Here is a 26,472-nt window from a genome sequence, read left to right as displayed (position 1 = left end):
CCATTTGGATAATGAATTTAGAGAGCCGATTGCCATGATTACATGCAGAACAGCACAACAATGCGGGCAAGCTGACTTTGGTTGGCTGCAGGCTCGCTACACCTTTTCCTTTGGTCACTACTTCGATCCCAAACTGATGGGCTACGCGTCGCTGCGGGTGCTGAATCAGGAGGTGCTGGCACCGGGCGCGTCGTTCCAGCCGCGCACCTATCCCAGCGTGGATATCCTGAACCTGATCCTGCAGGGCGAGGCGGAATACCGCGACAGCGACGGCAACACCGCGCGCGCCAAAGCCGGCGAAGCGCTGCTGTTGGCCACCCAGCCGGGCCTGAGTTACAGCGAACAGAACGTCAGCAGCGATACGCCGCTGACCCGCCTGCAGCTGTGGCTGGACGCCTGCCCGGAACGCAACAACGAGCGGGTGCAGCGCCTGGCGCTGCCGGCGGCAGGCAACCTGCTGCTGGCCTCGCCGGACGGCGCGCAGGGCAGCTTGCAGCTGCGCCAGCAGGTCTGGATCCACCATCTCGATCTGCAAGCGGGTGAACAGCTGACGCTGGCGATTAACGGGCCGCGCGCTTATTTGCAGTCGATCCACGGCACCATCACCGCCAACGGCGAGCGCCACGAAGAGCAGCGCCTGACCTGCGGCGACGGCGCCTTCGTGCGTGAGGAAAACCGCCTGACGATCCGCGCCGAAACGCCGCTGCGCGCGCTGCTGATTGACCTGCCGGTGTAAGCCGGCCGAAAAACGAAAAACCCCGCGCAACAGGCGTTGCGCGGGGTTTTCTTTTGTCGAGGGAGTTGACCGGTAAGCCGGGTTCTGTCGTGGACAGTCATTCCTCTAGGCCAGCAATCGCTCACTGGCTCAAGCAGCCTACCCGGGTTCAGTACGGGCCGTACCATGTGAACCCCTATTTGGCCTTGCTCCGGGTGGAGTTTACCGTGCCACGAACTGTTGCCAGCCGCGCGGTGCGCTCTTACCGCACCCTTTCACCCTTACCTGATCCCGCTTGCGCGGGCCATCGGCGGTTTGCTCTCTGTTGCACTAGTCGTAGGCTTGCGCCTCCCAGGCGTTACCTGGCACCCTGCCCTATGGAGCCCGGACTTTCCTCCCCTCCATCTGTCTCCCCGAAGAGGACGGCAATGAAGCGGCGACTGTCTGGTCAACTCCGGCGCGGATAGTAGCGTCGCGGCGGCGGCAGGTCAACCGCTTTACGGCTGTTGTTGCTCCAGCGCGTGCTTATACAGCGCATTTTTCTTCACGCCGTGGATTTCCGCCGCCAGCGCCGCCGCCTTTTTCAGCGGCAGCTCTTTTTGCAGCAGCGCCAGCGTGCGCAGCGCCTCAAGCGGCAGCGCATCCTCCTGCGCCTTGTGGCCTTCGACGATCAGCACCATCTCACCGCGGCGGCGCACTTCATCTTCCTGCACCCACGCCAGCAGCTCGCCCACCGGCGCGCCATGGATGGATTCCCAGGTTTTGGTCAGCTCGCGCGCCAGCACCACATAGCGCTGCGGGCCCCAGACGGTGACCATGTCCTGCAGGCTTTCCAGCAGGCGGTGGGTGGATTCGTAGAAAATCAGCGTGCGCGGTTCCTCCGCCAGCGCCATCAGCGTATCCTTGCGCCCCTTGGTTTTCGCCGGCAGGAAACCTTCGTAGCAGAAACGGTCGGAGGCGACGCCCGCGGCGCACAGCGCGGTGGTGGCGGCGCAGGCGCCCGGCAGCGGCACCACGCGAATGCCGGCCTCGCGGCAGCGGCGCACCAGGTGATAACCGGGATCGTTGATCAGCGGCGTGCCGGCGTCGGAAACCAGCGCGATGCTTTGGCCTTCCTGCAGTTTCGCCAGCAGCTGATCGGCCTTTTGCTGTTCGTTGTGATCGTGCAGCGCGAACAGACGCGCGTTGATCGCAAAGTGTTGCAGCAGCAATCCGGTATGGCGCGTGTCTTCCGCCGCGATCAGATCAACGCTTTTCAGTACCTCTAACGCGCGGTGGGTAATATCGCCCAGATTGCCGATGGGGGTGGGCACCACATACAGCGTTGATGCAGAAATGACTGATTGTTGGTGTTGATTCATTGTTTCATCCGGGTTGCCGATTTAATATTGAGCATCTTGAAAAAAACATCACTGGATACAGTATGCTTTCCTCAACATTCGTTCGTACCAAAGCAGGGCGTTCCAAGCCTGTCCGACTGACCGCAGTCATCGCCGCCGCCCTTTTCCTGGCAGGCTGTCCAAGTCGGGCCCCGCAAACGCCGCCCGCCAATATACAGGACGAAGCGAGCGCCAGCTCCGATTACTACCTGCAGCAGTTGCAGCAAAGCAGCGATGATAACAAGGCTGACTGGCAATTACTTGCTATTCGCGCCTTGCTGCGTGAAGGAAAACTGCCGCAGGCCGGCGACCAGTTGAACCAGCTGCCGAAAAACCTTAGCGGCGCGCAGCAGACCGAACGCCAATTGCTGACCGCCGAACTGCAGATCGCCAACAAGAGCTACGTCAGCGCCCGCAGCACGCTGGGCCACCTGGACAGCGGTGCGCTGTCGCCGAATCAGAAGGTGCGCTACTACCAGGCGCAGATCGCCGCCAATCAGGGCAAAGCGTCGCTGCCGCTGATCCGCGCCTATATCGCTCAGGAGCCGCTGCTGACCGGCAAGGCGCACCAGGACAACCTGGATCAAACCTGGCAGGCGCTGCTGCAGCTGACGCCGCAGGAGATGAACAGCCTGGTGATCAACGCCGACGAGAACGTGCTGCAAGGCTGGCTGGATCTGCTGCGCGTTTATCAGGACAACAAGCAGGATCCCGATCTGCTGAAGGCCGGCATCAAAGACTGGCAGAACCGTTATCCGAAGAACCCGGCGGCCAAAACGCTGCCGGCTCGCCTGAATCAGGTGCTGAACTTCACCCAGGCCTCCACCTCGAAAATCGCCCTGCTGCTGCCGTTGAACGGCCAGGCGAAAGTGTTCGCCGACGCCATCCAGCAAGGTTTCGAAGCGGCGAAAAACGGCGGTTCCATGCCGGCGCCGCAGCCTCAAGCCGCACAACCGGCCAGCACGCCGGCTCAAACGGCGCCTGCCGATCAGGCCGCTACGGGTGACATCAACGCCAACGGCGCGGTCAGCCCTTCGGCCCAAGAGAGCCAACCTGCCGTCACCGCCACGCAACCCGCTGCGCCGTCCAGCGCGCCGATAACGCCGCTGCAGGCCGCCAACGCGCAGGTCAAAGTGTACGACACCACCAGCCAGCCGCTGGCCGCCTTGCTGAGCCAGGCGCAGCAGGATGGCGCCACCCTTGTGGTCGGCCCACTGCTGAAAGAGAACGTCGATCAGTTGTCCGCCAGCACCACCACGCTGAACGTGCTGGCGCTTAACCAGCCGGAAACGCCGAAGGACAACCTGAACATCTGTTACTTCGCCCTGTCGCCGGAAGATGAAGCCCGCGACGCCGCCCGCCACATCTGGGAACAGCAGAAGCGTCAACCGCTGCTGCTGGTGCCGCGCGGCGCCTTCGGCGATCGCGTCGCCAGGGCCTTTAACCAGGAATGGCAGAAGCAAGGCGGGCAAACCGTGCTGCGCCAGGACATCGGCTCCGCCGGCGAGCTGCGCCAGATGGTGAACAGCGGCGGCATCCGCATGACCGGTACGCCGATGTCGAGCGCCCCGGCGCCGCAGAGCGTCACCATCGCCGGGCTGACCATTCCTGCGCCGCCGAGCGACGTGCCCGCCGCCACCGGCGGCAGCGTCGACGCGGTGTACATCGTCGCCACGCAGTCTCAGCTGACGCTGATCAAACCGATGATCGACATGGCCACCAGCTCGCGCGGCAAGCCGGCGATGTACGCCAGCTCGCGCAGCTACCAGGCCGGCGCCGGCCCGGACTTCCGTCTGGAAATGGAAGGCCTGCAGTTCAGCGATATTCCGCTGCTGGCCGGCTCAAACCCTCAGCTGCTGCAGCAGGCCAGCGCGCGTTTCCGCAACGACTACTCGCTGGTGCGCCTGTATGCGATGGGGATGGATGCCTGGACATTGGCCAACCACTTTGCTGAAATGCGCCAGCTGCCGGGCTTCCAGGTTTCCGGCACCACCGGTACGCTGAGCGCGTCGCCAAACTGCGTGATCAACCGTAAGCTGCCTTGGCTGCAATACCGTCAGGGTACGGTCGTTCCAGTCTCTTGAACCCACGCGCCTCAGGGGCGGGCTATGAATTACTGGCCCGCCGTCACCTGGAACACGCCGGGCTCACCTTCTGCGCCGCCAATGTCGCGGTGCGCGGCGGTGAGCTCGACCTCATCATGCGCGACGGCACCACCTGGGTGTTCGTCGAAGTGCGCTACCGCCGCAACGACGCCTTCGGCGGCGCGGCCGCCAGCGTCACCTTTCGCAAACAACAGCGGTTGCTGCACGCCGCCGCCGTCTGGCTGGCAGGGCGCGGAGCCAGTTTTGACACATCATCTTGCCGTTTTGATGTTTTGGCCATTACCGGTAGCCAGTTAGAATGGATACCCAACGCCTTCAATGCGGATTAATCGGGGTTTTGCGGCGCAGACCGGCCCTTTGACTTAGTGGATTAATACAACGTGCTGGATAGAATTAAAGTCTGTTTCACCGAAAGCATCCAAACCCAGATCGCGGCGGCGGAAGCACTGCCGGACGCCATTTCCCGCGCTGCGATGACGCTGGTTCAATCCTTACTCAACGGCAACAAAATCCTGTGCTGCGGCAACGGCACCTCGGCCGCCAACGCGCAGCACTTCGCCGCCAGCATGATCAACCGTTTTGAAACCGAGCGCCCCAGCCTGCCGGCCATCGCTCTCAACGCCGACAACGTGGTGCTGACGGCAATCAGCAACGATCGGCTGCACGACGAAGTGTACGCCAAGCAGGTGCGTGCGCTCGGGCACACCGGCGACGTGCTGCTGGCGATTTCCACCCGCGGCAATAGCCGTGATATTGTGAAAGCGGTCGAGGCGGCCGTGACGCGCGATATGACCATCGTCGCACTTACCGGCTACGACGGCGGCGAGCTGGCCGGGCTGCTCGGCCAGCAGGATGTCGAAATCCGCATCCCGTCGCACCGCAGCTCGCGCATTCAGGAAATGCATATGCTGACCGTAAACTGCCTGTGCGACCTGATAGACAATACGTTATTCCCCCACCAGGACGATTAAGGAACTGAGATGAAGCTAAAAGCCACATTTGCAGTGCTGTCCAGCGCCCTGCTGTTGCAAGGCTGTATCGCCGGCGTCGTCGTCGGCAGTGCGGCCGTCGCCACCAAAACCGCCACCGATCCGCGCAGCGTAGGGACCCAGGTGGATGACGGCACGCTGGAAGCCAGAGTCGAAAGCGCCCTGAGCAAAGACCAGCAGTTGAAGAAAGATGCCCGGGTGGTCGCCACCGCCTATCAGGGCAAGGTGCTGTTGACCGGCCAGTCGCCTAACGCCGATCTCACCGCGCGCGCCAAGCAGATCGCCATGGGCGTGGAAGGCACGACCGAAGTGTATAACGAAATCCGTCAGGGCACGCCGGTCAGCCTGAGCACCGCATCCTCCGACACCTGGATCACCACCAAGGTGCGTTCGCAGCTGCTCACCAGCGATACGGTGAAATCGTCCAACGTGAAGGTCACCACCGAAAACGGCGAAGTGTTCTTGCTGGGCCTGGTCACGCAGCAGGAAGGGCAGTCGGCGGCGCAGATCGCCAGCCAGGTCAGCGGCGTGAAGCACGTCACTACCGCCTTTACCTACGTAAAATAATCCGCCTGGCGGGAGCGGCACCGTGCCGTTCCCGCCCGTTTAATCCAGCTTGTTCTCGCGTAAAAACGCTTCCCCGCCCAGTTGCCGCATCTGCCGCATGATCCACTGTTGACGCTGCACCACATAGCCGGACGGCGCATCGGCCCTGAAGCGATGCGGATTCGGCAATACCGCCGCCAGCAGCGCCGCTTCGGCCGCGCTCAGGCGCTTGGCCGGCTTATGGAAAAAGCGCTGTGAAGCCTCTTCCACGCCGAACACCCCATCGCCGAACTCGACGATGTTCAGGTACACCGTCAGAATGCGCCGCTTGGTCCACACCAATTCGATGCCGGACGTCAGCCCGGCCTCCAATCCTTTGCGCAGCCAGCTGCGGCCATCCCACAAAAACAGGTTCTTGGCGGTTTGCTGCGACAGCGTGGACGCGCCACGGATGCGCGTCGGGCGCTTCTCATTGTGGCTGAGCGCCTTTTCAATGGCCGCCACGTCGAAGCCCCAATGGTCTGGAAACTTCTGATCTTCCGCCGCCATCACCGCCAGCGCCATTTGCGGCGAGATGTCGTCCATCGACACCCAGTCCGAATGGGCGACATAGCCGAAGTCGCCGCTCAGCCAGGCGCTGACCTGCCGTTCCACCATCACGGCGGAAAACGGTACCGGCAGGAAGGCGAAGAGCACAATGCCCAACACCCACAGGCCGATAATCGCGATGACGCCGCGCTTCAGCCAATACCACGGGCGCAGCCGCCGCCATCCGACGAGCGATTTTCTCATTCAGCCAGTTCCAGCACCCGCGCCACCAGCTTATCGATGCCCAGGGCCGCCTGCGCGATAGACGGCGCCAGCATATAGGCCGGCGTGGTCACGATCTTATGTTCGCTGTCCACCACGATGTCGTCCACCGGGCAAATCACCGGTTCGCCGCCCATGGCGTCAATCACTTCCCCCAGATCCGGATCGTTGCCAATGGTCAGCCGCGCTTGTTGATCCAGCAGTTTCGGCAACAGCGCCGGCGCGATGCACATCAGGCCAATTGGTTTGTTGGCCTTATGCATCTCGCGCGTCAGGCGCGCCAAATCTTCATCGACCCAACATTCCGCGCCGGCTTCGGCGAAATTGCTGAGGTTCTTGGCGGCGCCAAAGCCGCCGGGCACGATCAGCGCATCCAGCTGCGCGGCCTCCGCCAGCGCCAGCGGCTGCACCGCACCGCGGGCAATGCGCGCCGATTCAATCAGAACATTGCGCAACTCCGCCATCTCCTCACCAGATAAGTGATTAATAACATGGCGTTGTGGTTTATCAGGCGCAAAGCACACCGCCTGGGCACCGGCACGATCCAACGCCAGCAGCGTCAGCACCGCTTCATGGATCTCCGTACCGTCATAAACGCCGCTGCCGCTGAGGACTACACCCACCTTTTTCATCACTCTTACTCCTGTCGCTGCTGTCAACTGGTTCGTGCTCGGAGTTGACAAACACTAATCTACATCACACATTTTAATGAATCTTCTAACAAGAGCGCTTACATTTGCTATGTTGTTGGCTGTATGATGTTTAGGAATTCGCAACAACCTGCTCGACCAGAACACTGAAACCAATACGCAGGTTCACAATTTCCCTGGTGTTGGCGCAATATTCGCGCACCCCGGCTTAGGTCGGGGTCAGTTTTTTTTCAGCGTTCTCAACCCAAGCCCGCAGTACCTGCACGTCGTTGCGCCACTCTTGTTTCAGCTCATCCACCCAATCCTGCACGTTATCCCACCAGGCCGGCAGCGTCGGCGTTTGAATCTGCTGCGCCAGCTGCTGCAGATGGCGCAGACCGACCGAACCGGCGGCGCCCTTGATCTTATGCCCTTCCTCAGTGATGCCTTTCTGATCGCGCGCCGTCATGTTGGAGTCCAGCACCGCCAGATAGCCCGGCATCATCTGTTCGAACATCTCCAGACTTTGGTGGATCAGCTGCGGGCCAACCAGATCCATGTACTGTTCCAGCATCGCGGTATCGAGTAACGACTCATTAATCTGCATCGCCTTGTGCTCCGTTTTCTTTGAAGTGTGAGAAGGTTGATGATCCCAATAGTGTTTGATGACCTTGGTCAGCGCCGGCACCGACAGCGGCTTGCTCAGCACATCGTCCATGCCCGCCTCGAGATACTCTTTTTTGTCTTTCAGCACGTTGGCGGTCAGGGCCACCAGCGGCGGCAGCGCCTGCCCGGCATAGCGCTCGCGCAGCGCCCGGGCGATGTCCAGCCCGGTCATATCCGGCAGTTGGATGTCCAGCAGCACCAGATCGAACTCGTCCGGATCGAACATCGCCAGCGCGTCGTGGCCGTTCATCGCCACGTCGACGCTGTTGCCCAGCTTCTCCAGCACCGAGCGCGCCACGATCACGTTCAGTTCGATATCCTCCACCAGCAGGATGTGCAGCGCCGGCAACGGCAGCGCCTCTTCCTCCGGCGCCGCGCTGACGGCTTCCTGCACCGCCGGCGCCTTGATGGTTAAGGTAAAGCAAGAACCGTGCCCTTGTTCGCTGCGCACGGTGATGTCGCCGCCCATGCTCTGCGCCAGCCGCTTGGAGACCGCCAGCCCGATGCCGGTGCCGGTGGCCGGGCGGCCGCCGCGCTGATCTTTCACCTGGTAATACATGGCGAAGATTTTGTCCTGCTCGTCCTGCGGGATGCCCATGCCCGAATCTTCCACTTCGAACACCAGCTTCTCCTGCGCCTCGCGCCGTACGCGCACCACAATTTGCCCCTGCTGGGTAAATTTCACCGCGTTGCCGATCAGATTCCACAGGATCTGCCGCAGGCGAGTGCCGTCGGTCAGGATCTGCTGCGGCAGCGGCGTCTGCGGCTCCATGACGAACTGCAGCCCTTTCGGCTGCGCCAGCAGGCCCGAGAGGTTCTCCAAATCCGCCAGGAAACCGGTGAAGTCCACCGGCTGGTTGTCGAGCTGCACCTTGCGCCGCTCGAGCTTGTCCATTTCGATAATGTCGTTGAAGATATTGCCGAGGGTGATGGCGCTGACGTGGATGGTCTTCAGGTATTTCAGCTGCTCGTCGTTCAGCTCGGTATCGAGCAGAATGCGGCTCAGGCCGACGATGCCGTTAAGCGGCGTACGCAGCTCGTGGCTAATGGTGGAGATAAAGGTAGTCTTCTCCCTGCTGGCGTTCTCCAGCGCGTCCTGGTAGCGCTTACGCTCGGTAATATCGCGGCCGAAGCCCATCAGCCCGTGGCGTTTGCCCACCCGGTCGTAAAACGGCACCTTGCGCAGCTCGAAACAGGCCTTGCGGCCGTCGGGATACACCAGCCACTGTTCGTAGGTCAGCGAAACGTTGTGGCGGAACACTTTCTCGTCGGTCTCAATAACCTTTTCAGCGATCTCCTGGCCGTAGACGTCGAACGGCGTCAGGCCGATCAATTGCTTCTCGCTCTTGCCGGTCAGCAGCTCCATCGCGCGGTTGCAGCCGGAAAACTCTTTGTCTTCGTTGCGGTAGTAGACCAGATCCGGCGAGGCATCGAGGAAGGAACGCAACAGCGCCGATTGCTGGCCCAGCTCAATCTGCGCCTGCTCGCGCTGTTCCATCTCTTCCGTCAGCTTTTCCATCACCTGCAGGCGCTCTTCTTCCGCCTTGATACGGTCGGCGATCTCCTGATTCAGCTGGCTGATATTGTCTTTGAGCTGCTGATTGAGCTCCAGATCGCGGTGGCGCATCTCTTCCAGCTTGTCCACCAGCCGCGCCAGCCGTTGGCGCGACTCTTCCAACTGTTCCACCACCACCGAGAGAAAATAGACCGCCCACGGGGTGATCAACAGGCCGAAGAAGATCGAACGCACCACGTCGATGCTTTCCACTTCGCCGCGCAGCAGCATGGTCACCGCCATCTGCACCACCATCGCCAGCACCACCAGCGCCGAGGCCAGCAGCAGCGAGAAGCGCACCAACCCCAGTTTCACCATTAAATCAACGTAGTACTGGGCCAACACCCGGATTTGCTTCATAGCGGCTCCCATCAGACACAATCTTTTGAATCATACCGTAAAACAGCGGTGAGATAAGGCGGCAAACGCCGAAGTGTGGCAAAGATTGCACTTCAGAGCGCCATGCCAGGGCGGTAGCGCCACTTTTCATCCAGCGCGCTGCCCTGCCCGCCGTGCCGTTGCAGATAAGCGCCGACCGCCTGCATGCCGCTCCAGCGGTTTTCGCACCACAGCGGCGCCAGCAGCGTCGGCCGGCGGGCGCTGGCGGAAAGGCGGTGGTACACCACGTCCCCCGGCGTATGGCGGATCATCTCCCCGGCGCTGGCGGCGTAATCCTCCAGCGCCAGTTCGGGCAACCGCCCGGCCTGCCACGCCCGCGCCAGGGTGCTGCCGGTGACGACGTGCAGCGGGTGCAGCTTGATACCGTCGACGCCGGTCTCCGTCACCTGCTGCAGCGTGAGCAGATGATCGCGCTGGGTTTCTCCCGGCAGCCCGACGATCAGATGGCAGCACACCTTCAGCCCGCGCTGCCGGGCCAGCCGCGCAGTCTGCTGATAACAGCGAAAATCATGGCCGCGGTTGATGCGCTTCAGTGTTTTATCGTGCGCCGTCTGCAGCCCCAGCTCCAGCCACACCTCATAGCCTTGCTCGCGGTATCCCGTCAGCAGATCCAGCGCGGCGGCCGGCACGCAGTCCGGCCGGGTACCGACGCACAGGCCGACCATGGCGCTCTGCGCCAACGCCTGCCGATACATCGCCTCCAGCCGTTCAACCTCCGCATAGGTGCTGGTATAGGCCTGGAAATAGGCCAGATAGCGCCGCGCCCGATCGACCCGCGCGGCCTGCTGCGCCAGCTGTTCGGCGATGCTCTGCCGCTGCATCGCCTCATCGGCGAACGAGGCGACGTTGCAGAACGTACAGCCGCCGCGCCCCAACGTGCCGTCGCGGTTAGGGCAGCCGAATCCGCCGTGCAGCGTGAGTTTATGGATCTTTTCGCCATAGCGGCGCTGGAGATCCGCGCCAAACATATTGACTAATTGCGGCAACTGCATAATCTTGGTGGTTCTCTGTGTTCAAAGCCGCGATGCTAATAAGAAACGGTTTTTCCCGCGATGACAGAGATCAACGCTTTCCCCGCAAGGCGCCACCAGGCATAACTATTCATCATAAATGCAAATCAATTCACTATAATTCTGATGAATTATTCTAATCGTCACGCAACCGTTAACGGCAATATGACAACACGGTGAAAAATAGTCATAAACATCAGAAAAGCAATATCTTATAGAATAAAACTCTGGCATTACCCCTCGCACTAGCATGGTGCAGAGATTAAGGGGTTGCACTATAGTGAGACAGCTCACACTTCTGAGTGGATCGGCGTTGCCCCATGATAGTGCAAAAATGCGTTAAAACAATTATTTTTCAAATAAATAAACATCATCAATTCGATAAGAATCTATCTTAAGCCCACATTTGACCTGCGAATTCTTTCTCGCTAAGTTGGAAGTCCGCTGGAAGCTTTCTGGACGGGCAAACGTCTCGTCATATTTATGCAGTAATTGAAGACTCCCTCTTAAAACAAGTCCTATACCACTTGTGAGACCGTCACGAGAGGCCATTGATGGAGGGCGGAAAAGCAGATTGGCGGGGTTAACTTGCTGATTGGACTTCTGCCTGAAATTGGGAAGCCCCCTCGCAGTAGGTTGTGAGAGTCACGCAGAGCCTGGGGAGGTTCACGATATGTTGTACGATAAATCCCAAGAGAGGGACAACTGTGGTTTCGGCCTGATCGCCCACATAGAAGGCGAACCTAGCCACAAGGTGGTGCGCACCGCCATTCACGCGCTGGCCCGCATGCAGCACCGCGGCGCGATCCTCGCCGACGGCAAGACCGGCGACGGCTGCGGCCTGTTGCTGCAAAAACCCGATCGCTTCTTCCGCATGGTGGCGGAAGAGCGCGGCTGGCGTTTGGCCAAAAACTACGCCGTCGGCATGATGTTCCTCAGCCAGAATGAAGAGGAAGCGCGCCTCAGCCGCCGCATCGTGGAAGAAGAGCTGCAAAACGAAACGCTGTCGATCGTCGGCTGGCGCGAAGTGCCGACCAACCCGGACGTGCTGGGTGAAATCGCCCTCTCCTCCCTGCCGCGCATCGAGCAAATCTTCGTTAACGCCCCGGCCGGCTGGCGCCCGCGCGATATGGAACGCCGCCTGTTCGTGGCGCGCCGCCGCATCGAGAAACGGGTGCAGGATGACAGTTTCTACGTCTGCAGCTTCTCCAACCTGGTGACGATCTATAAAGGCCTGTGCATGCCTGCGGATCTGCCGCGCTTCTATCTCGATCTGGCGGACCTGCGCCTGGAATCGGCCATTTGCCTGTTCCACCAGCGCTTTTCCACCAACACCGTGCCGCGCTGGCCGCTGGCTCAGCCGTTCCGCTACCTGGCGCACAACGGTGAAATCAACACCATCACCGGCAACCGCCAGTGGGCGCGCGCCCGTACCTATAAATTCCAAACGCCGCTGATCCCGGATCTGCAGGCCGCCGCGCCGTTCGTCAACGAAACCGGCTCCGACTCCAGCTCGCTGGACAACATGCTGGAGCTGCTGCTGGCGGGCGGGATGGATCTCATCCGCGCCATGCGCTTGCTGGTGCCGCCGGCCTGGCAGAACAACCCGGACATGGACGGCGATCTGCGCGCCTTCTTCGACTTCAACTCGATGCACATGGAGCCGTGGGACGGCCCGGCCGGCATCGTGATGTCCGACGGCCGCTACGCCGCCTGTAACCTCGATCGCAACGGCCTGCGCCCGGCGCGCTATGTGATCACCAAAGACAAGCTGATCACCTGCGCCTCCGAAGTCGGCATCTGGGATTACCAGCCGGATGAAGTGGTGGAAAAAGGCCGCGTCGGCCCCGGCGAGCTGATGGTGATCGACACCCGCAGCGGCCGCATCCTGCACTCGGCGGAAACCGACAACGATCTGAAAAGCCGCCATCCGTATAAAGAGTGGATGGAGAAAAACGTCAAACGCCTGGTGCCGTTCGAAGATCTGCCGGACGATCAGGTCGGCAGCCGCGAGCTCGACGACGCGCAGCTCGAAACCTACCAGAAACAGTTCGGCTACAGCAGTGAAGAGCTGGATCAGGTGATCCGCGTGCTGGGCGAAATTGGCCAGGAAGCCACCGGCTCGATGGGCGACGATACCCCGTTCGCCGTGCTTTCAAGCCGGCCGCGCATCGTTTACGACTACTTCCGCCAGCAGTTCGCGCAGGTCACCAACCCGCCGATCGATCCGCTGCGCGAAGCGCACGTCATGTCGCTGGCCACCAGCATCGGCCGTGAAATGAACGTGTTCTGCGAAGCCGAAGGCCAGGCGCACCGCCTGAGCTTCAAATCGCCGATCCTGCTGTACTCCGATTTCAAACAGCTCACCACGCTGGAAGGCGAATACTATCGCGCCGAGACGCTCGATCTGACCTTCGACCCGCAACAGCAGGATCTGGAGCAGACCATTCGCGCCCTGTGCGACGAAGCGGAACGCAAGGTGCGCGAAGGCGCAGTGCTGTTGGTGCTGTCCGACCGCGCCATCGCGCCCGGCCGCCTGCCGGTACCGGCCCCGATGGCCGTTGGCGCCGTGCAAACCCGGCTGGTGGAGAAAAGCCTGCGCTGCGACGCCAACCTGATCGTTGAAACCGCCAGCGCCCGCGATCCGCACCACTTCGCCGTGCTGCTCGGCTTCGGCGCGACCGCCATCTACCCGTATCTGGCCTATGAAACCCTGGCCAAGCTGGTGGACAGCCAGGCGATCGACAAGAAATACCGCGACGTGATGCTGAACTACCGCAACGGCATCAACAAAGGCCTGTACAAGATCATGTCCAAAATGGGCATCTCGACCATCGCCTCTTACCGCTGTTCCAAGCTGTTCGAAGCGGTCGGCCTGCACCGCGATCTGGCGGATCTGTGCTTCCAGGGCGTGGTCAGCCGCATCGGCGGCGCCAGCTTCAGCGACTTCCAGCAGGATCTGCAGAACCTCTCCAAGCGCGCCTGGCTGAAACGCAAACCGCTGGAGCAAGGCGGCCTGCTGAAGTTCGTGCACGGCGGCGAATACCATGCTTACAACCCGGACGTGGTGAACTCGCTGCAAAAAGCGGTGCACAGCGGCGAGTACAGCGACTACCAGGCCTACGCCAAGCTGGTGAACGAGCGGCCGGTCGCCATGCTGCGCGATCTGCTGGCCATCACGCCAAAAGGCGAACCGATCCCGGTCGATCAGGTTGAACCGGCGGAGTCGCTGTTCAAACGCTTCGACACGGCGGCGATGTCGATCGGCGCACTGAGCCCGGAAGCGCACGAGTCGCTGGCGATCGCCATGAACGGCCTCGGCGGCTTCTCCAACTCCGGCGAAGGCGGCGAAGATCCGGCGCGCTACCGCACCAACAAGGTGTCGCGCATCAAACAGGTGGCCTCCGGCCGCTTCGGCGTCACGCCGGCCTACCTGGTGAACGCCGACGTGATCCAGATTAAGGTGGCGCAAGGCGCCAAACCGGGCGAAGGCGGCCAGCTGCCGGGTGACAAAGTCACCCCGTACATTGCCAGACTGCGTTACTCGGTGCCGGGCGTGACGTTGATCTCCCCGCCGCCGCACCACGACATCTACTCGATCGAAGATCTGGCGCAGCTGATCTTCGATCTGAAGCAGGTCAACCCGAAGGCGGTGATCTCGGTGAAACTGGTGTCCGAGCCGGGCGTTGGCACCATCGCCACCGGCGTGGCGAAAGCCTATGCCGATCTGATCACCATCGCCGGTTACGACGGCGGCACCGGCGCCAGCCCGCTGTCCTCGGTGAAATATGCCGGCTGCCCATGGGAACTGGGCCTGGTGGAAACCCAGCAGGCGCTGGTGGCCAACGGCCTGCGCCACAAGATCCGCCTGCAGGTGGACGGCGGCCTGAAAACCGGCGTGGACATCGTCAAAGCGGCGATCCTGGGCGCGGAAAGCTTCGGCTTCGGCACCGGGCCGATGGTGGCGCTGGGCTGCAAATACCTGCGCATCTGCCACCTCAACAACTGCGCGACCGGCGTTGCGACTCAGGACGACAAGCTGCGCCGCGATCACTACCACGGCCTGCCGGAACGCGTGACGAATTACTTCCAGTTTATCGCGCGTGAGACCCGCGAGATCATGGCCCAGCTGGGCGTGAGCCAGCTGGTGGATCTGATCGGCCGCACCGAGTTCCTGACCGAGCTGGACGGCATTTCCGCCAAGCAGAACAAGCTGGATCTGTCGCCGTTGCTGACAACCGCCACGCCGCATCCGGGCAAAGCGGTGTACTGTACCGAAAGCAGCAACCCGGCGTTCGACAAGGGTCTGCTGAACAAAGAGTTGCTGGCGCAGGCGCAGCCGTACATCGAAGCGAAGCAAGGTAAAACCTTCTACTTCGACATTCGCAACACCGACCGCTCCGTGGGCGCCATGCTGTCCGGCGCGATCGCCAACGTACACGGCGATCAGGGGATGGCAGGCGATCCGATCAAGGCGCACTTCTCCGGCACCGCCGGGCAGAGCTTCGGCGTCTGGAACGCCGGCGGCGTCGAGCTGACCCTGACCGGCGACGCCAACGACTATGTCGGCAAAGGCATGGCCGGCGGCAGCATCGCGGTGCGCCCGCCGATCGGTTCCGCCTTCCGCAGCCATGAAGCCAGCATCGTCGGCAACACCTGCCTGTACGGCGCCACCGGTGGCAAGCTGTTCGCCGCCGGCCGCGCGGGCGAACGTTTCGCGGTGCGCAACTCCGGCGCCATCACCGTGGTGGAAGGCATCGGCGACAACGGCTGCGAATACATGACCGGCGGCATCGTCTGCGTGCTGGGTAAAACCGGCATCAACTTCGGCGCCGGCATGACCGGCGGCTTCGCCTACGTGCTGGACGAAGACGGCGAGTTCCGCAAGCGCGTGAACCCGGAGCTGGTGGAAGTGCTGGATGTCGATCAGCTGGCGATCCATGAGGAGCACCTGCGCGGCCTGATCACCGAACACGTGCAGGCGACCGGCTCTTCCCGCGCGGAAGAGATCCTGGCCAACTGGCCGGAGTGGGCGCCGAAGTTCGCCCTGGTCAAACCGAAGTCCAGCGATGTCAAAGCGCTGTTGGGTCACCGTAGCCGTTCCGCAGCCGAGCTGCGGGTGCAGGCGCAGTAAGAGGTAGGTCATTAATGAGCCAGAACGTTTATCAATTTATCGACCTGCAGCGTGTTGATCCGCCAAAGAAACCGCTGAAGATCCGCAAAATCGAGTTCGTCGAGATCTATGAACCGTTTTCGGAAACCCAGGCCAAGGCCCAGGCGGACCGCTGTCTGTCCTGCGGCAACCCGTACTGCGAATGGAAGTGCCCGGTGCACAACTACATCCCGAACTGGCTGAAACTGGCCAACGAAGGCCGCATCATGGAAGCGGCGGATCTGGCGCATCAGACCAACAGCCTGCCGGAAGTGTGCGGCCGCGTATGCCCGCAGGATCGCCTGTGCGAAGGCTCCTGCACCCTGAACGACGAGTTCGGTGCGGTCACCATCGGCAATATCGAGCGCTACATCAGCGATAAGGCCATCGAAATGGGCTGGAAGCCGGACATGTCGCACGTGCAGCCGACCGGCAAACGCGTGGCGATCGTCGGTGCCGGCCCCGCCGGGCTGGCCTGCGCCGACGTGCTGACCCGCAATGGCGTCAAGGCGGTCGTATACGATCGTCATCCGGAGATCGGCGGCCTGCTGACCTTCGGCATCCCGGCTTTCAAGCTGGAAAAGGAAGTGATGGTCAAACGCCGCGGCATCTTCAGCGAGATGGGCATCGAGTTCCAGTTGAACACCGAAGTGGGTAAAGACGTCAGCATGGAGACCTTGCTGAGCGAGTACGATGCGGTGTTCCTCGGCGTCGGCACCTATCAGTCGATGCGCGGCGGCCTGGAGAATGAGGAGGCGCAGGGCGTGTACGACGCGCTGCCGTTCCTGATCGCCAACACCAAGCAGCTGATGGGGTATGAAACCGAGCAGCACGAGCCTTACGTCAGCATGGAAGGCAAACGGGTGGTGGTGCTGGGCGGCGGCGATACCGCCATGGACTGCGTGCGTACCTCGGTGCGTCAGGGCGCAACGCAGGTCATCTGCGCCTACCGCCGCGACGAAGCCAACATGCCGGGCTCCAAGCGCGAAGTGAAGAACGCCCGGGAAGAAGGGGTGGACTTCCAGTTCAACCTGCAGCCGCTGAGCATCGAACTGAACAGCGCCGGCCGCGTGGCCGGAGTGAAAATGGTGCGCACTCAGCTGGGCGCGCCGGATGCCAACGGCCGTCAGACGGCGGAGCAGGTGCCTGGTTCCGAACACGTGATCGACGCGGACGCGGTGGTGATGGCGTTCGGCTTCCGCCCGCACCGCATGGACTGGCTGGCGGCGCACGACGTGCAGCTGGATAAACAGGGCCGCATCCTGGCGCCGGAAGGCAGTGACAACGCGTTCCAGACCAGCAACCCGAAAATCTTCGCCGGTGGTGACGCAGTGCGCGGATCTGACCTGGTAGTGACGGCGATCGCCGAAGGCCGCAAAGCGGCAGACGGCATCATGAACTACCTGGAAGTGTAAACCTTCCGTACCATCAGAGGCCCGGCATATTGCCGGGCCTCTGTTTTTAGCCTGCCACGCTTTGTAACAACCTCCCCGCTCCTCACCGCCTCAACGCGCTATAGTATTGAGTTAGCACCATTGCGGGGCGCGGCTGCGCCTGACACCGAGATAAGGATAGCGAACATGAAATGCTCCATTTCCCTGTTGGCCGGCGCGCTGCTGGCCGTCAATTTCAGCGCTTCAGCCATGACGCTGGATTCGCAGGAGGTTGGTTACAATATCGAAGCGCGCGGCGCACGGCCGGTCGTGGCGCAGTTGGGCAAGGCCGGGCAGTTCGGCGCCGTGGAAAACAGCATCCGGCTGGGGGACGACAGCTGGATTGCCCTGGCGCCCAAGTTGGCCGGCGGCGGCAATGCCGGATTTACCGCCGGCATCAAATCAGCCCTCTCCGCAGCCCTGATCTACAATCCGGCGGCGGTGTTGCAGGCGCTCAACAAAGGAAACGATCTGCCGCTCAATGACATTTGCACCGCCCCGCCGGAAGTGCAAGGCGATACCGCCATCACCAGTTTCCGTGAGCGTGCAACCCACGCCCTGTCTACCGTACGCGTAGGCGATCTCAGCGCGCCGCGCGACGCCTGCATTGCCGCGTTGAAAGGCTGACCCGCTTCTGCCGGGCAAAAAAAAGCACCCCCATGGGGTGCTTTTTCGTTTGTTCTCACGGGGTTATTTCACCACGCGCAGCGCCGGGCGGCCACCGCGCGGCGGCTGCGGCGGTTCGTCATCCGGGCCGTTGTCTTCCGCGGTATCCGGGCGATCGCCGTCGATCACTGACATCAGGGTTTCCGAAGGGATCGTCTCATTGTCCAGACCTTCGAACACGCCGTCGCTCTCGTCGTAGGCGGCTTCCGGTTCGAACATCGTGCCGGCGCCGTTTTCACGCGCATAGATCGCCAGCACGGCGGCCATCGGCACCGAAACCTGACGCGGCACGCCGCCGAAGCGCGCGTTGAACTGCACGTCTTCGTTACCCAACGCCAGGTTGCCTACCGCGCGCGGCGCGATATTCAGCACGATCTGGCCGTCACGCGCGAACTCCATCGGCACCTGCACGTCCGGGCGAGTCACGTCGACCACCAGGTGCGGCGTCAGTTGGTTATCCAGCAGCCAGTCGTAGAACGCCCGCAGCAGATACGGGCGACGCGGCGTCATCTGAGACATGTCCATCGCGCTTAGCCCCGGGTCTGCAGGCGCATTTCACGCTCGGCTTCGGTCAGGGAAGCCAGGAAGGCGTCGCGTTCGAAGACGCGGGTCATGTAGCCTTTCAGCTCTTTGGAACCGGCACCGCTCAATTCGATGCCCAGCTGCGGCAGACGCCACAACAACGGCGCCAGGTAGCAATCCACCAGGCTGAACTCTTCGCTCATGAAATACGGCGCCTGACCGAAGATAGGCGCGATCGCCAGCAACTCTTCGCGCAGTTGGCGACGGGCGGATTCCGCTTCCTGGCCGCTGCTCTTCTCGATCTTGTCCATCAGCGAGTACCAGTTCTTCTCGATGCGCAGCATCATCAGACGGCTCTCACCACGGGCAACCGGGTAAACCGGCATCAGCGGCGGGTGCGGGAAACGCTCATCCAGATATTCCATGATGATGCGGGATTCATACAGGGTCAGTTCGCGATCGACCAGCGTAGGCACCGTCTGGTAAGGGTTGAGGTCAATCAGATCTTGCGGCAGGTTATCCATTTCGACCTGCTCGATCTCGACGCTGACACCTTTCTCCGCCAGTACGATACGTACTTGATGGCTAAAAATGTCGGTCGGGCCAGAGAACAGCGTCATTACCGAACGTTTGTTGGCAGCGACAGCCATGAAAACCTCCAAGTTATCTAGAAAATACTGCGAATAGCCAACTGACAGGCTGCTATCCTGAATAATCTTGCCGCAGGCCGGCAGCACGCAGCGCGACCCGAGCCCATAAAAAACCGGCCCAGGAGGTCAACTGCACGGCGAACAGGCGCAAAAGTGGATGATAGTTTACCAGATTCTGCTTGTTTTGTGGGGGCGGTGCGGCGAATTCATGTTGAATTGTCTGATATGCCACAGATTTTAGTCGGGGACGGCGGATTTCAGGCGTAAAAAAACCCGGTGAAGCACCGGGTTTTTTGCGTAAATCGCACTGCCGAAGCAGCGAAAATTAACGCTTGGAGAACTGCGGACGACGACGTGCTTTACGCAGACCGACTTTCTTACGTTCAACCTGACGAGCGTCACGGGTGACGAAGCCAGCTTTACGCAGTTCAGAACGCAGAGTCTCATCGTATTCCATCAGTGCACGGGTGATACCGTGACGGATAGCGCCAGCTTGACCGGAGATACCACCACCTTTAACGGTGATGTACAGGTCCAGTTTGCCAACCATGTCGACCAGTTCCAGCGGCTGACGAACTACCATGCGGGCAGTTTCGCGACCGAAGTACTGTTCCAGGCTGCGCTGGTTGATAACGATGTTACCGTTGCCCGGCTTGATGAAGACGCGAGCGGCGGAGCTTTTGCGGCGACCAGTGCCGTAGTATTGATTTTCAGCCATTGCCATTAATCCCGATTAAATGTCCAGAACTTGCGGTTGCTGTGCCGCGTGATTGTGCTCGGTGCCCGCGTAAACTTTCAGTTTACGGAACATAGCACGACCCAGCGGGCCCTTTGGCAGCATGCCTTTAACCGCGATTTCAATCACGCGCTCAGGACGGCGGGCAATCATCTCTTCAAAGGTCGCTTGCTTGATACCACCGATGTGGCCGGTGTGGTGGTAGTACACTTTGTCTGTACGCTTGTTGCCGGTTACAGCAACTTTGTCAGCGTTCAGAACGATGATGTAATCACCGGTATCCACGTGCGGGGTGTATTCCGCTTTATGCTTGCCGCGCAGGCGACGAGCCAGTTCAGTAGCGAGACGGCCTAAAGTTTTACCATCTGCATCAACAACGTACCAGTCGCGTTTTACGGTTTCTGGTTTAGCTGTAAAAGTTTTCATTAGAAAGCTTACCCAATAATTAGTTACACGTTGGTGAACACCCAAACGCTCGAAAACAGTTGAGGCTCACACGACCATACAAGTCCAGCAAACCTACCCCTTCGAATAGCCATTGCCGGCACTATAAAGTTTTTGGGAAAAAAAACTTTGTTGTAACGTGGGGTCGCAAGATTATAGAGAAGTCGCTCACAAAGATCGAACGGTTTTTGAATGGAAAATAAATTTATCGCCGGCGGCGGACAACCGGCGATAGGCCCGGCGGGCTCAGGGCAGATGCGGCAGCTTGAGGTACTCTTCGCTCTGCATTTCCTGCAGGCGCGACAGGCAGCGCTGGAATTCAAATTTCAGCTGCACCCCCTGATAGATCTCGAACATCGACGCTTCGGCGCCGATCACCAGCTTGATGTGACGCTCGTAAAATTCATCCACCAGCGCCAGGAAACGGCGCGCGGTATTCTCTTTCAGCGGCCCCATCACCTGCACATTATACAGGATCACGCTGTGATACAGCCGCGACAGCGCGATGTAGTCCAGCTGGCTGCGCGCCTCTTCGCACAGCGTGTGGAAATCCACCGCCAGCACGCCGTCCACCGAACGGATCGCCTGCAGCGGCCGATGGTTGATCTGCAGCACCGGCGCCTCCTCCCCCGCCTTGCCCGCCAGCTTGACGAACATCCGATCCAGCGCCTCACGCGTCTGGTCGCTCAGCGGTGTCAGGTAGAGGTGCGCCTGGGTCAGGGTGCGCAGACGATAGTCGATGCCGGCGTCGACGTTCATCACGTCGCAGTACTCGTTGATCAGATCGATGGCCGGCAGGAAACGTGCCCGCTGCAGACCGTTGCGGTACAGATCGTCCGGCGGGATGTTCGAGGTGGCCACCAGCGTGATGCCGCGCGCGAACAACGCCTGCAGCAGCGTGGCCAGCAGCATGGCGTCGGTGATGTCGGAGACGAAGAATTCGTCGAAGCACAATACGTCGGTCTCGGCCTTAAAGCCGTCGGCGACGATTTCCAGCGGGTTTTCCCGCCCCTGCAACTCGGTCAGCTCTTCATGCACCCGCAGCATGAAGCGGTGGAAGTGCAGACGCATTTTGCGATCGCCCGGCAAACTGTGGAAGAACATATCCATCAACCAGGTTTTGCCGCGCCCGACGCCGCCCCACATATACAACCCCTGCACCGGGCGCTGCGGCGCCGTGTCGCCGCCCTTGCCCAGCAAGCGGCTGAGCTTGCCGCGCAGCCCGCCGGCAGGCGCGTTCGCCGCCGGCTTTTGCCGCAGAGCCTGATAAATGCGATCCAGTTGAGTGACGGCCCGGCGTTGAACCTCATCGGCCTGATATTCCCCCGCCTCCAGCGCCTGCTGGTAGCGAGATAACGGTGATAGTGCCTGCATCTGTTCGATGTTCCCTAAGAACGCTTAGAAATTATTTAGCCAACGTTGGCGGCAAGTTGATGCCGATTCGCACCGTTATCGCCACAAATGCCCGCTGCGGGCGCCGCTGAAAACCCTGTAAAAATTAGGTGGAAGCGCATCAGGATTCCACTCGGACAAGGTTAACGGTTATAGTGGATATTATTAAGTGAAAAATCCCTGCGGAACAACGAAGTCAAAATAGGAGTCATCATGACCTGGGAGTATGCGCTGATTGGTTTGGTCGTCGGTATCGTGATTGGTGCGGTGGCGATGCGTTTTGGCAACCGTAAATTGCGTCAACAACAAGTCTTGCAGAATGAGCTGGACAAGAGCAAAACCGAGCTGGAAGAGTACCGTCAGGAGCTGGTCGGCCACTTCGCCCGCAGCGCCGAGCTGCTGGATAACATGGCGCGCGATTATCGCCAGCTGTATCAGCACATGGCGAAAAGCTCCAACAACCTGCTGCCGGATCTGCCGATGCAGGAGAACCCGTTCCGCTATCGCCTGACCGAAGCGGAAGCGGACAACGATCAGGCGCCGGTGGAAATGCCGCGCGACTATTCGGAAGGGGCCTCCGGCCTGCTGCGCGGTCAAAGCGCACGCCGCGACTGATATTCCTTCTTCGCCCGCGGGGCCTCCCGCGGGTTTAATCCCGTTTGTGCCATATTGACCTTCCTTCGCATTACCTTTACTGAACTTTGCACGCAAATTCACGGTCTTACCCTTCACTATGACAAGGCGATTGCCTTATCATCAAATTTTCATCGGCAGGTATTGAGAGAGTTATCATCAATGAAGAAAAAGTCGTTAATTCTTAGTGCATTGGCAATGAGCCTCGGTCTGGCGCTCAGCGCCGCACCGGCGGCCAACGCGGCCCTGCCCGTCGCCGTGCAGGGGCAGCCGCTGCCGAGCCTGGCGCCGATGCTGGAAAAAGTCTTGCCCGCCGTCGTGAGCGTGCATGTCGCCGGCACCCAGGTGCAGCGTCAACAGTTGCCGGAAGAGTTCAGACGCTTCTTCGGCCCCAACTTCCCCGGCCAACAGCAGAGCTCCCGCCCGTTTGAAGGGCTGGGTTCCGGCGTGATCATCGACGCCGCCAAGGGCTACGTGCTGACCAACAACCACGTCATCAACAACGCCGATAAAATCCGCGTGCAGTTGAACGACGGTCGCGAGCTGGACGCCAAGCTGGTCGGGCGCGATGAACAGTCCGACATCGCCCTGCTGCAGCTCAGCGATACCAAAAACCTGACCGCCATCAAGATGGCCGATTCCGACCAGCTGCGCGTCGGCGACTTCGCCGTGGCGGTCGGCAACCCGTTCGGCCTGGGCCAAACCGCCACCTCCGGCATCATCTCAGCGCTGGGCCGCACCGGCCTGAATCTGGAAGGGCTGGAAAACTTCATTCAGACCGACGCCTCCATCAACCGCGGCAACTCCGGGGGCGCGCTGGTTAACCTGAACGGCGAACTGATCGGCATCAATACCGCCATTCTGGCGCCGAGCGGCGGCAACGTCGGCATCGGCTTCGCCATTCCGAGCAATATGGCGCAGAACCTGAGCCAGCAGCTGATCGAATTCGGCGAAGTGAAACGCGGCCTGCTTGGCATCAAGGGCAGTGAAATGACCCCGGACATGGCCAAAGCCTTCAACACCGACGCGCAGCGCGGCGCCTTCGTCAGCGAAGTGTTGCCGAAATCCGCCGCCGCCAAGGCCGGCATCAAAGCCGGGGATATTCTGGTTTCCGTCGACGGCAAACCGGTGAACAGCTTTGCCGAACTGCGCGCCAAGGTCGGCACCACCGCACCGGGCAAAACGCTCAAGGTAGGCCTGCTGCGCGACGGTAAACCGCAGGAAGTCTCGGTCACGCTGGACAACAGCGAGAGCGCCTCGACCAACGCCGAAACGCTGTCGCCGGCGCTGCAGGGGGTATCCCTCAGCAACGGCGCGCTGCCGAGCGGCGACAAGGGCGTGAAAGTGGAGAACGTGGATAAAGGCTCGACGGCGGCGCAAATCGGCCTGCAAAAAGGCGACGTGATCATCGGCGTCAACCGCCAACGCGTGGACAGTATCACCGCGCTGCGCAAGGTGCTGGAAGCCAAGCCACCGGTGATGGCGCTCAATATCGTGCGCGGTAACGAAACCATTTATCTGCTGCTGCGTTAATTTGTGCAAAAACCGGGCTCGGTGACATACTGCGCCCGGTTAACTCATGCTATCCTCCGAACATCGTTCACCACACCACGAAAACTCCATGTTTGCTAAGCTCTTGCGTTCTGTCGTTATCGGTCTCATCGTTGCCGGCCTGCTATTGGCCGCCCTGCCCATGCTGCGCTCCTCCAACGGCCTGTTTGCAGAGAAAACCGAGAATACCAGCGACGAAACGCCGGTGAGCTACAACAAGGCGGTGCGCCGCGCCGCCCCTGCCGTGGTGAACATCTACAACCGTAACCTGAACGGCGCCGCCAACGTGCTGTCGCTCGGTTCCGGCGTGATCATGAACGAACGCGGCTATATCATCACCAACCGCCACGTGATCAAAGACGCTCAGCAGATCACCGTGGTGTTGCAGGATGGCCGCCGCTATGAAGCGCTGCTGGTCGGCTCCGACGGCCTGACCGACCTGGCGGTGCTGAAGATCGATCCCGGCAACCTGCCGGTGATCCCGACCAATAAAAATCGCGTTGCCCACGTCGGCGACGTGGTGCTGGCGATCGGCAACCCCTATAACCTGGGGCAAACCGTGACTCAGGGCATCCTCAGCGCTACCGGGCGCATCAGTATGAGCACCACCGGCCGGCAGACGTTTCTGCAGACCGACGCCTCAATCAACCGCGGCAACTCCGGCGGCGCGCTGGTCAACTCGCTGGGTGAGCTGATCGGTATCAACACCCTGACCTATGACAAAATCACCGACGGCGAAACGCCGGAAGGACTGGGCTTTGCGATCCCGATCGAACTGGCTACCAAGATCATGGACAAGCTGATCCGCGACGGCCGCGTTATCCGCGGCTATTTCGGCATTCAGGGCAAGGAGATCATTCCGCTGCGCCCCTCCAATTCCGGCATCGATCGCCTGCAGGGCATCATCGTGACCGAAATTACGCCGAACGGCCCGGCGAGCAGCGCCGGTTTCCAGATCAACGACATCATCATCAACGTGGATAACAAACCGGCGGTATCCGTGCTGGAAACCATGGACCAGGTGGCGGAGATCAGGCCGGGCACCGAGATACCGGTTATCGTGCTGCGCGACGGCAAACGCATTACGTTGAAAATGACGGTGGGTGAATTCCCGGAAGACAGCAATTAAAAAAGGGCCGGCATTGATAGCCGGCCCTTTGCTATTCATCCTGCCGACGCAGCCGCGCCGGCGCTAATGACTTACTCGCCTTTCACGCGCTCGATGTTCGCACCCAGCGCGCGCAGCTTGTCTTCAATACGCTCATAGCCGCGATCGATGTGGTAGATGCGATCGACAACGGTCACGCCGTCGGCGATGCAGCCGGCGATCACCAGGCTGGCGGAAGCGCGCAGATCGGTCGCCATCACCTGGGCGCCGGACAGCTGTTCAACGCCATGGCAGATCACGGTGTTGCTCTCGATCTCCGCGTGTGCGCCCATGCGGATCAGTTCCGGCACGTGCATGAAGCGGTTTTCGAAGATGGTTTCGGTGATAACGCCGGTGCCTTCCGCCACCAGGTTCAGCAGGCTGAACTGGGCCTGCATGTCGGTCGGGAAGCCCGGGTGCGGCGCGGTGCGTACGGTGACCGCTTTCGGGCGCTTGCCGTGCATGTCCAGGCTGATCCAGTCTTCGCCCACTTCGATATCGGCACCGGCTTCGCGCAGCTTGGCCAGCACCGCATCCAGCGTGTCCGGACGGGTGTTGCGGCACATCACTTTGCCGCCGGAAACCGCGGCGGCGATCAGGAAGGTGCCGGTCTCGATGCGGTCTGGCAGCACGCGATACACGCCGCCGCCCAGACGCTCGACGCCCTCGATAGTGATCTTGTCGCTGCCGGCGCCGCTGATCTTCGCGCCCAGCGTGTTGAGGAAGTTGGCGGTATCGACAATTTCCGGCTCACGCGCGGCGTTTTCGATAACGGTGGTGCCGGTCGCCAGGGTCGCGGCGCTCATGATGGTCACGGTCGCGCCCACGCTCACCTTGTCCATGACGATGTGCGCACCCTTCAGGCGGCCCTCGACGGACGCCTTGACGTAGCCTTCTTCCAGCTTGATCTCGGCACCCAACTGCTCCAGGCCGGTGATGTGCAGATCGACCGGACGCGCGCCAATCGCGCAGCCGCCCGGCAGGGAGACCTGACCGCGGCCGAAACGCGCCACCAGCGGCCCCAGCGCCCAAATGGAAGCGCGCATGGTTTTCACCAGATCGTAAGGGGCGCAAAACTCGTTCACGCCGCTGGCGTCCACGAAGACCGAACCGTTGCGCTCAATCTTGGTACCCAACTGGTTGAGTAGTTTAATGGTGGTGTCGATGTCCTTCAGCTTGGGGACATTCTGCAGCTCGACCGGCTCTTCCGCCAACAGGGCGGCGAACAGGATCGGCAGGGCGGCGTTTTTGGCCCCGGAAATAGACACTTCACCGCTCAGGCGGGTCCGACCCTGCACACGAAATTTATCCATCTGACTACTCTCTGTTATCTAATCTGAAGC

22 protein-coding genes and 1 other RNA gene are annotated in these 26,472 nt (G+C 61.0%); 11 read left to right on the top strand and 12 right to left on the bottom strand.

Annotation, left to right across the window (positions count from 1 at the left end):
* Positions 1-34 precede the first annotated feature (34 nt).
* Positions 35-736 (top strand): pirin family protein, encoded by a 702-nt coding sequence (locus tag L085_RS06845; RefSeq protein WP_044030395.1) that lies wholly within the window; start codon positions 35-37, stop codon positions 734-736.
* 57 nt (positions 737-793) lie between these two features.
* Here the strand turns inward: L085_RS06845 and rnpB are convergent.
* Both rnpB and rsmI read right to left on the bottom strand, forming a co-directional pair.
* An RNA gene (gene rnpB, locus L085_RS24245) (RNase P RNA component class A) lies at positions 794-1,171 on the bottom strand.
* A 41-nt stretch (positions 1,172-1,212) separates the two neighbouring features.
* Complete coding sequence (rsmI, locus tag L085_RS06840) at positions 1,213-2,076, bottom strand: 16S rRNA (cytidine(1402)-2'-O)-methyltransferase (RefSeq protein WP_004937108.1); 864 nt, start codon at positions 2,074-2,076, stop codon at positions 1,213-1,215.
* 62 nt (positions 2,077-2,138) lie between these two features.
* Between rsmI and L085_RS06835 the strand changes: the two genes are divergently transcribed.
* From L085_RS06835 to dolP, 4 genes are read left to right on the top strand one after another with little or no spacing between them, the layout of a single operon-like run.
* Positions 2,139-4,178 carry a penicillin-binding protein activator gene (locus tag L085_RS06835; protein WP_044030394.1) on the top strand — a complete coding sequence of 680 codons (2,040 nt, stop codon included), beginning with the start codon at positions 2,139-2,141 and terminating at the stop codon, positions 4,176-4,178.
* Positions 4,175-4,528 carry a YraN family protein gene (locus tag L085_RS06830; RefSeq protein WP_015379164.1) on the top strand — a complete coding sequence of 118 codons (354 nt, stop codon included), beginning with the start codon at positions 4,175-4,177 and terminating at the stop codon, positions 4,526-4,528. The genes L085_RS06835 and L085_RS06830 overlap by 4 nt, the downstream gene beginning before the upstream one ends.
* Before the next feature lie 51 nt (positions 4,529-4,579).
* A complete protein-coding gene (diaA, locus tag L085_RS06825) occupies positions 4,580-5,170 on the top strand; it encodes a DnaA initiator-associating protein DiaA (RefSeq protein ID WP_004937103.1) in 591 nt (196 codons plus the stop codon).
* A gap of 9 nt (positions 5,171-5,179) precedes the next feature.
* Positions 5,180-5,755, top strand: a complete 576-nt coding sequence (gene dolP, locus L085_RS06820) for a division/outer membrane stress-associated lipid-binding lipoprotein (protein WP_004937101.1) — start codon at positions 5,180-5,182, stop codon at positions 5,753-5,755.
* A 39-nt stretch (positions 5,756-5,794) separates the two neighbouring features.
* Here dolP and mtgA read toward each other — a convergent pair whose 3' ends face one another.
* From mtgA to L085_RS06800, 4 genes are all read right to left on the bottom strand, one after another.
* Positions 5,795-6,526 carry a monofunctional biosynthetic peptidoglycan transglycosylase gene (mtgA, locus tag L085_RS06815; RefSeq protein ID WP_004937100.1) on the bottom strand — a complete coding sequence of 244 codons (732 nt, stop codon included), beginning with the start codon at positions 6,524-6,526 and terminating at the stop codon, positions 5,795-5,797.
* Entirely contained in the window at positions 6,523-7,176 is a 654-nt protein-coding gene (gene elbB / locus L085_RS06810) for an isoprenoid biosynthesis glyoxalase ElbB (RefSeq protein WP_044030392.1), read from the bottom strand. The genes mtgA and elbB overlap by 4 nt, the downstream gene beginning before the upstream one ends.
* 226 nt (positions 7,177-7,402) lie before the next feature.
* Complete coding sequence (arcB, locus tag L085_RS06805; RefSeq protein ID WP_044030390.1) at positions 7,403-9,754, bottom strand: aerobic respiration two-component sensor histidine kinase ArcB; 2,352 nt, start codon at positions 9,752-9,754, stop codon at positions 7,403-7,405.
* A 92-nt stretch (positions 9,755-9,846) separates the two neighbouring features.
* Positions 9,847-10,785, bottom strand: a complete 939-nt coding sequence (locus tag L085_RS06800) for a TIGR01212 family radical SAM protein (RefSeq protein WP_044030389.1) — start codon at positions 10,783-10,785, stop codon at positions 9,847-9,849.
* Between the two features lie 691 nt (positions 10,786-11,476).
* Between L085_RS06800 and gltB the strand changes: the two genes are divergently transcribed.
* From gltB to L085_RS06785, 3 genes are all read left to right on the top strand, one after another.
* Positions 11,477-15,937: a glutamate synthase large subunit gene (gltB, locus tag L085_RS06795; RefSeq protein WP_015379169.1), complete on the top strand. Its 4,461-nt coding sequence runs from the start codon at positions 11,477-11,479 to the stop codon at positions 15,935-15,937.
* Positions 15,938-15,951: 14 nt separating this feature from the next.
* The gene (locus tag L085_RS06790; protein WP_015379170.1) at positions 15,952-17,370 is read left to right on the top strand and encodes a glutamate synthase small subunit; all 1,419 of its coding nucleotides are present in this window, start codon (positions 15,952-15,954) and stop codon (positions 17,368-17,370) included.
* 165 nt (positions 17,371-17,535) lie between these two features.
* Positions 17,536-18,015: a hypothetical protein gene (locus L085_RS06785; RefSeq protein ID WP_044030387.1), complete on the top strand. Its 480-nt coding sequence runs from the start codon at positions 17,536-17,538 to the stop codon at positions 18,013-18,015.
* Between the two features lie 63 nt (positions 18,016-18,078).
* On the opposite strand, the gene sspB is transcribed toward L085_RS06785, so the two are convergent.
* The 5 genes from sspB to zapE form a co-directional block, all read right to left on the bottom strand.
* Positions 18,079-18,579, bottom strand: a complete 501-nt coding sequence (gene sspB, locus L085_RS06780) for a ClpXP protease specificity-enhancing factor (RefSeq protein ID WP_044030385.1) — start codon at positions 18,577-18,579, stop codon at positions 18,079-18,081.
* Positions 18,580-18,584: 5 nt separating this feature from the next.
* Entirely contained in the window at positions 18,585-19,226 is a 642-nt protein-coding gene (sspA, locus tag L085_RS06775) for a stringent starvation protein SspA (protein WP_004937082.1), read from the bottom strand.
* Positions 19,227-19,551: 325 nt separating this feature from the next.
* Positions 19,552-19,944 carry a 30S ribosomal protein S9 gene (rpsI, locus tag L085_RS06770; protein ID WP_004937080.1) on the bottom strand — a complete coding sequence of 131 codons (393 nt, stop codon included), beginning with the start codon at positions 19,942-19,944 and terminating at the stop codon, positions 19,552-19,554.
* 15 nt (positions 19,945-19,959) lie between these two features.
* Complete coding sequence (gene rplM / locus L085_RS06765) at positions 19,960-20,388, bottom strand: 50S ribosomal protein L13 (RefSeq protein ID WP_004937079.1); 429 nt, start codon at positions 20,386-20,388, stop codon at positions 19,960-19,962.
* A gap of 264 nt (positions 20,389-20,652) precedes the next feature.
* A complete protein-coding gene (zapE, locus tag L085_RS06760; protein ID WP_044030384.1) occupies positions 20,653-21,780 on the bottom strand; it encodes a cell division protein ZapE in 1,128 nt (375 codons plus the stop codon).
* A 231-nt stretch (positions 21,781-22,011) separates the two neighbouring features.
* Between zapE and zapG the strand changes: the two genes are divergently transcribed.
* The 3 genes from zapG to degS all read left to right on the top strand — a co-directional run bounded on the left by zapG (position 22,012) and on the right by degS (position 25,111).
* A complete protein-coding gene (zapG, locus tag L085_RS06755) occupies positions 22,012-22,413 on the top strand; it encodes a Z-ring associated protein ZapG (protein ID WP_004937074.1) in 402 nt (133 codons plus the stop codon).
* A gap of 180 nt (positions 22,414-22,593) precedes the next feature.
* Positions 22,594-23,964: a serine endoprotease DegQ gene (gene degQ / locus L085_RS06750; protein ID WP_004937072.1), complete on the top strand. Its 1,371-nt coding sequence runs from the start codon at positions 22,594-22,596 to the stop codon at positions 23,962-23,964.
* A gap of 88 nt (positions 23,965-24,052) precedes the next feature.
* A complete protein-coding gene (gene degS / locus L085_RS06745) occupies positions 24,053-25,111 on the top strand; it encodes an outer membrane-stress sensor serine endopeptidase DegS (RefSeq protein WP_044030382.1) in 1,059 nt (352 codons plus the stop codon).
* A gap of 71 nt (positions 25,112-25,182) precedes the next feature.
* Here the strand turns inward: degS and murA are convergent, their stop codons facing one another.
* A complete protein-coding gene (murA, locus tag L085_RS06740; protein ID WP_004937068.1) occupies positions 25,183-26,442 on the bottom strand; it encodes a UDP-N-acetylglucosamine 1-carboxyvinyltransferase in 1,260 nt (419 codons plus the stop codon).
* Between the last annotated feature and the right edge of the window lie 30 nt (positions 26,443-26,472).

The organism is Serratia sp. FS14, from assembly GCF_000695995.1.
Taxonomy (GTDB): domain Bacteria; phylum Pseudomonadota; class Gammaproteobacteria; order Enterobacterales; family Enterobacteriaceae; genus Serratia; species Serratia nematodiphila.
This window is presented reverse-complemented; position numbering and strand designations above follow the sequence as displayed.

What these genes read in the sequence shown, in the direction of transcription:
- L085_RS06845 (WP_044030395.1), top strand. Translation starts at nt 35, where the DNA reads ATGATTACATGCAGAACAGCACAACAATGCGGGCAAGCTGACTTTGGT.
- rsmI (WP_004937108.1), bottom strand. Translation starts at nt 2,076, where the DNA reads ATGAATCAACACCAACAATCAGTCATTTCTGCATCAACGCTGTATGTG.
- L085_RS06835 (WP_044030394.1), top strand. Translation starts at nt 2,139, where the DNA reads ATGCTTTCCTCAACATTCGTTCGTACCAAAGCAGGGCGTTCCAAGCCT.
- dolP (WP_004937101.1), top strand. Translation starts at nt 5,180, where the DNA reads ATGAAGCTAAAAGCCACATTTGCAGTGCTGTCCAGCGCCCTGCTGTTG.
- mtgA (WP_004937100.1), bottom strand. Translation starts at nt 6,526, where the DNA reads ATGAGAAAATCGCTCGTCGGATGGCGGCGGCTGCGCCCGTGGTATTGG.
- elbB (WP_044030392.1), bottom strand. Translation starts at nt 7,176, where the DNA reads ATGAAAAAGGTGGGTGTAGTCCTCAGCGGCAGCGGCGTTTATGACGGT.
- arcB (WP_044030390.1), bottom strand. Translation starts at nt 9,754, where the DNA reads ATGAAGCAAATCCGGGTGTTGGCCCAGTACTACGTTGATTTAATGGTG.
- L085_RS06800 (WP_044030389.1), bottom strand. Translation starts at nt 10,785, where the DNA reads ATGCAGTTGCCGCAATTAGTCAATATGTTTGGCGCGGATCTCCAGCGC.
- gltB (WP_015379169.1), top strand. Translation starts at nt 11,477, where the DNA reads ATGTTGTACGATAAATCCCAAGAGAGGGACAACTGTGGTTTCGGCCTG.
- L085_RS06790 (WP_015379170.1), top strand. Translation starts at nt 15,952, where the DNA reads ATGAGCCAGAACGTTTATCAATTTATCGACCTGCAGCGTGTTGATCCG.
- L085_RS06785 (WP_044030387.1), top strand. Translation starts at nt 17,536, where the DNA reads ATGAAATGCTCCATTTCCCTGTTGGCCGGCGCGCTGCTGGCCGTCAAT.
- sspB (WP_044030385.1), bottom strand. Translation starts at nt 18,579, where the DNA reads ATGGACATGTCTCAGATGACGCCGCGTCGCCCGTATCTGCTGCGGGCG.
- sspA (WP_004937082.1), bottom strand. Translation starts at nt 19,226, where the DNA reads ATGGCTGTCGCTGCCAACAAACGTTCGGTAATGACGCTGTTCTCTGGC.
- rpsI (WP_004937080.1), bottom strand. Translation starts at nt 19,944, where the DNA reads ATGGCTGAAAATCAATACTACGGCACTGGTCGCCGCAAAAGCTCCGCC.
- rplM (WP_004937079.1), bottom strand. Translation starts at nt 20,388, where the DNA reads ATGAAAACTTTTACAGCTAAACCAGAAACCGTAAAACGCGACTGGTAC.
- zapE (WP_044030384.1), bottom strand. Translation starts at nt 21,780, where the DNA reads ATGCAGGCACTATCACCGTTATCTCGCTACCAGCAGGCGCTGGAGGCG.
- zapG (WP_004937074.1), top strand. Translation starts at nt 22,012, where the DNA reads ATGACCTGGGAGTATGCGCTGATTGGTTTGGTCGTCGGTATCGTGATT.
- degQ (WP_004937072.1), top strand. Translation starts at nt 22,594, where the DNA reads ATGAAGAAAAAGTCGTTAATTCTTAGTGCATTGGCAATGAGCCTCGGT.
- degS (WP_044030382.1), top strand. Translation starts at nt 24,053, where the DNA reads ATGTTTGCTAAGCTCTTGCGTTCTGTCGTTATCGGTCTCATCGTTGCC.
- murA (WP_004937068.1), bottom strand. Translation starts at nt 26,442, where the DNA reads ATGGATAAATTTCGTGTGCAGGGTCGGACCCGCCTGAGCGGTGAAGTG.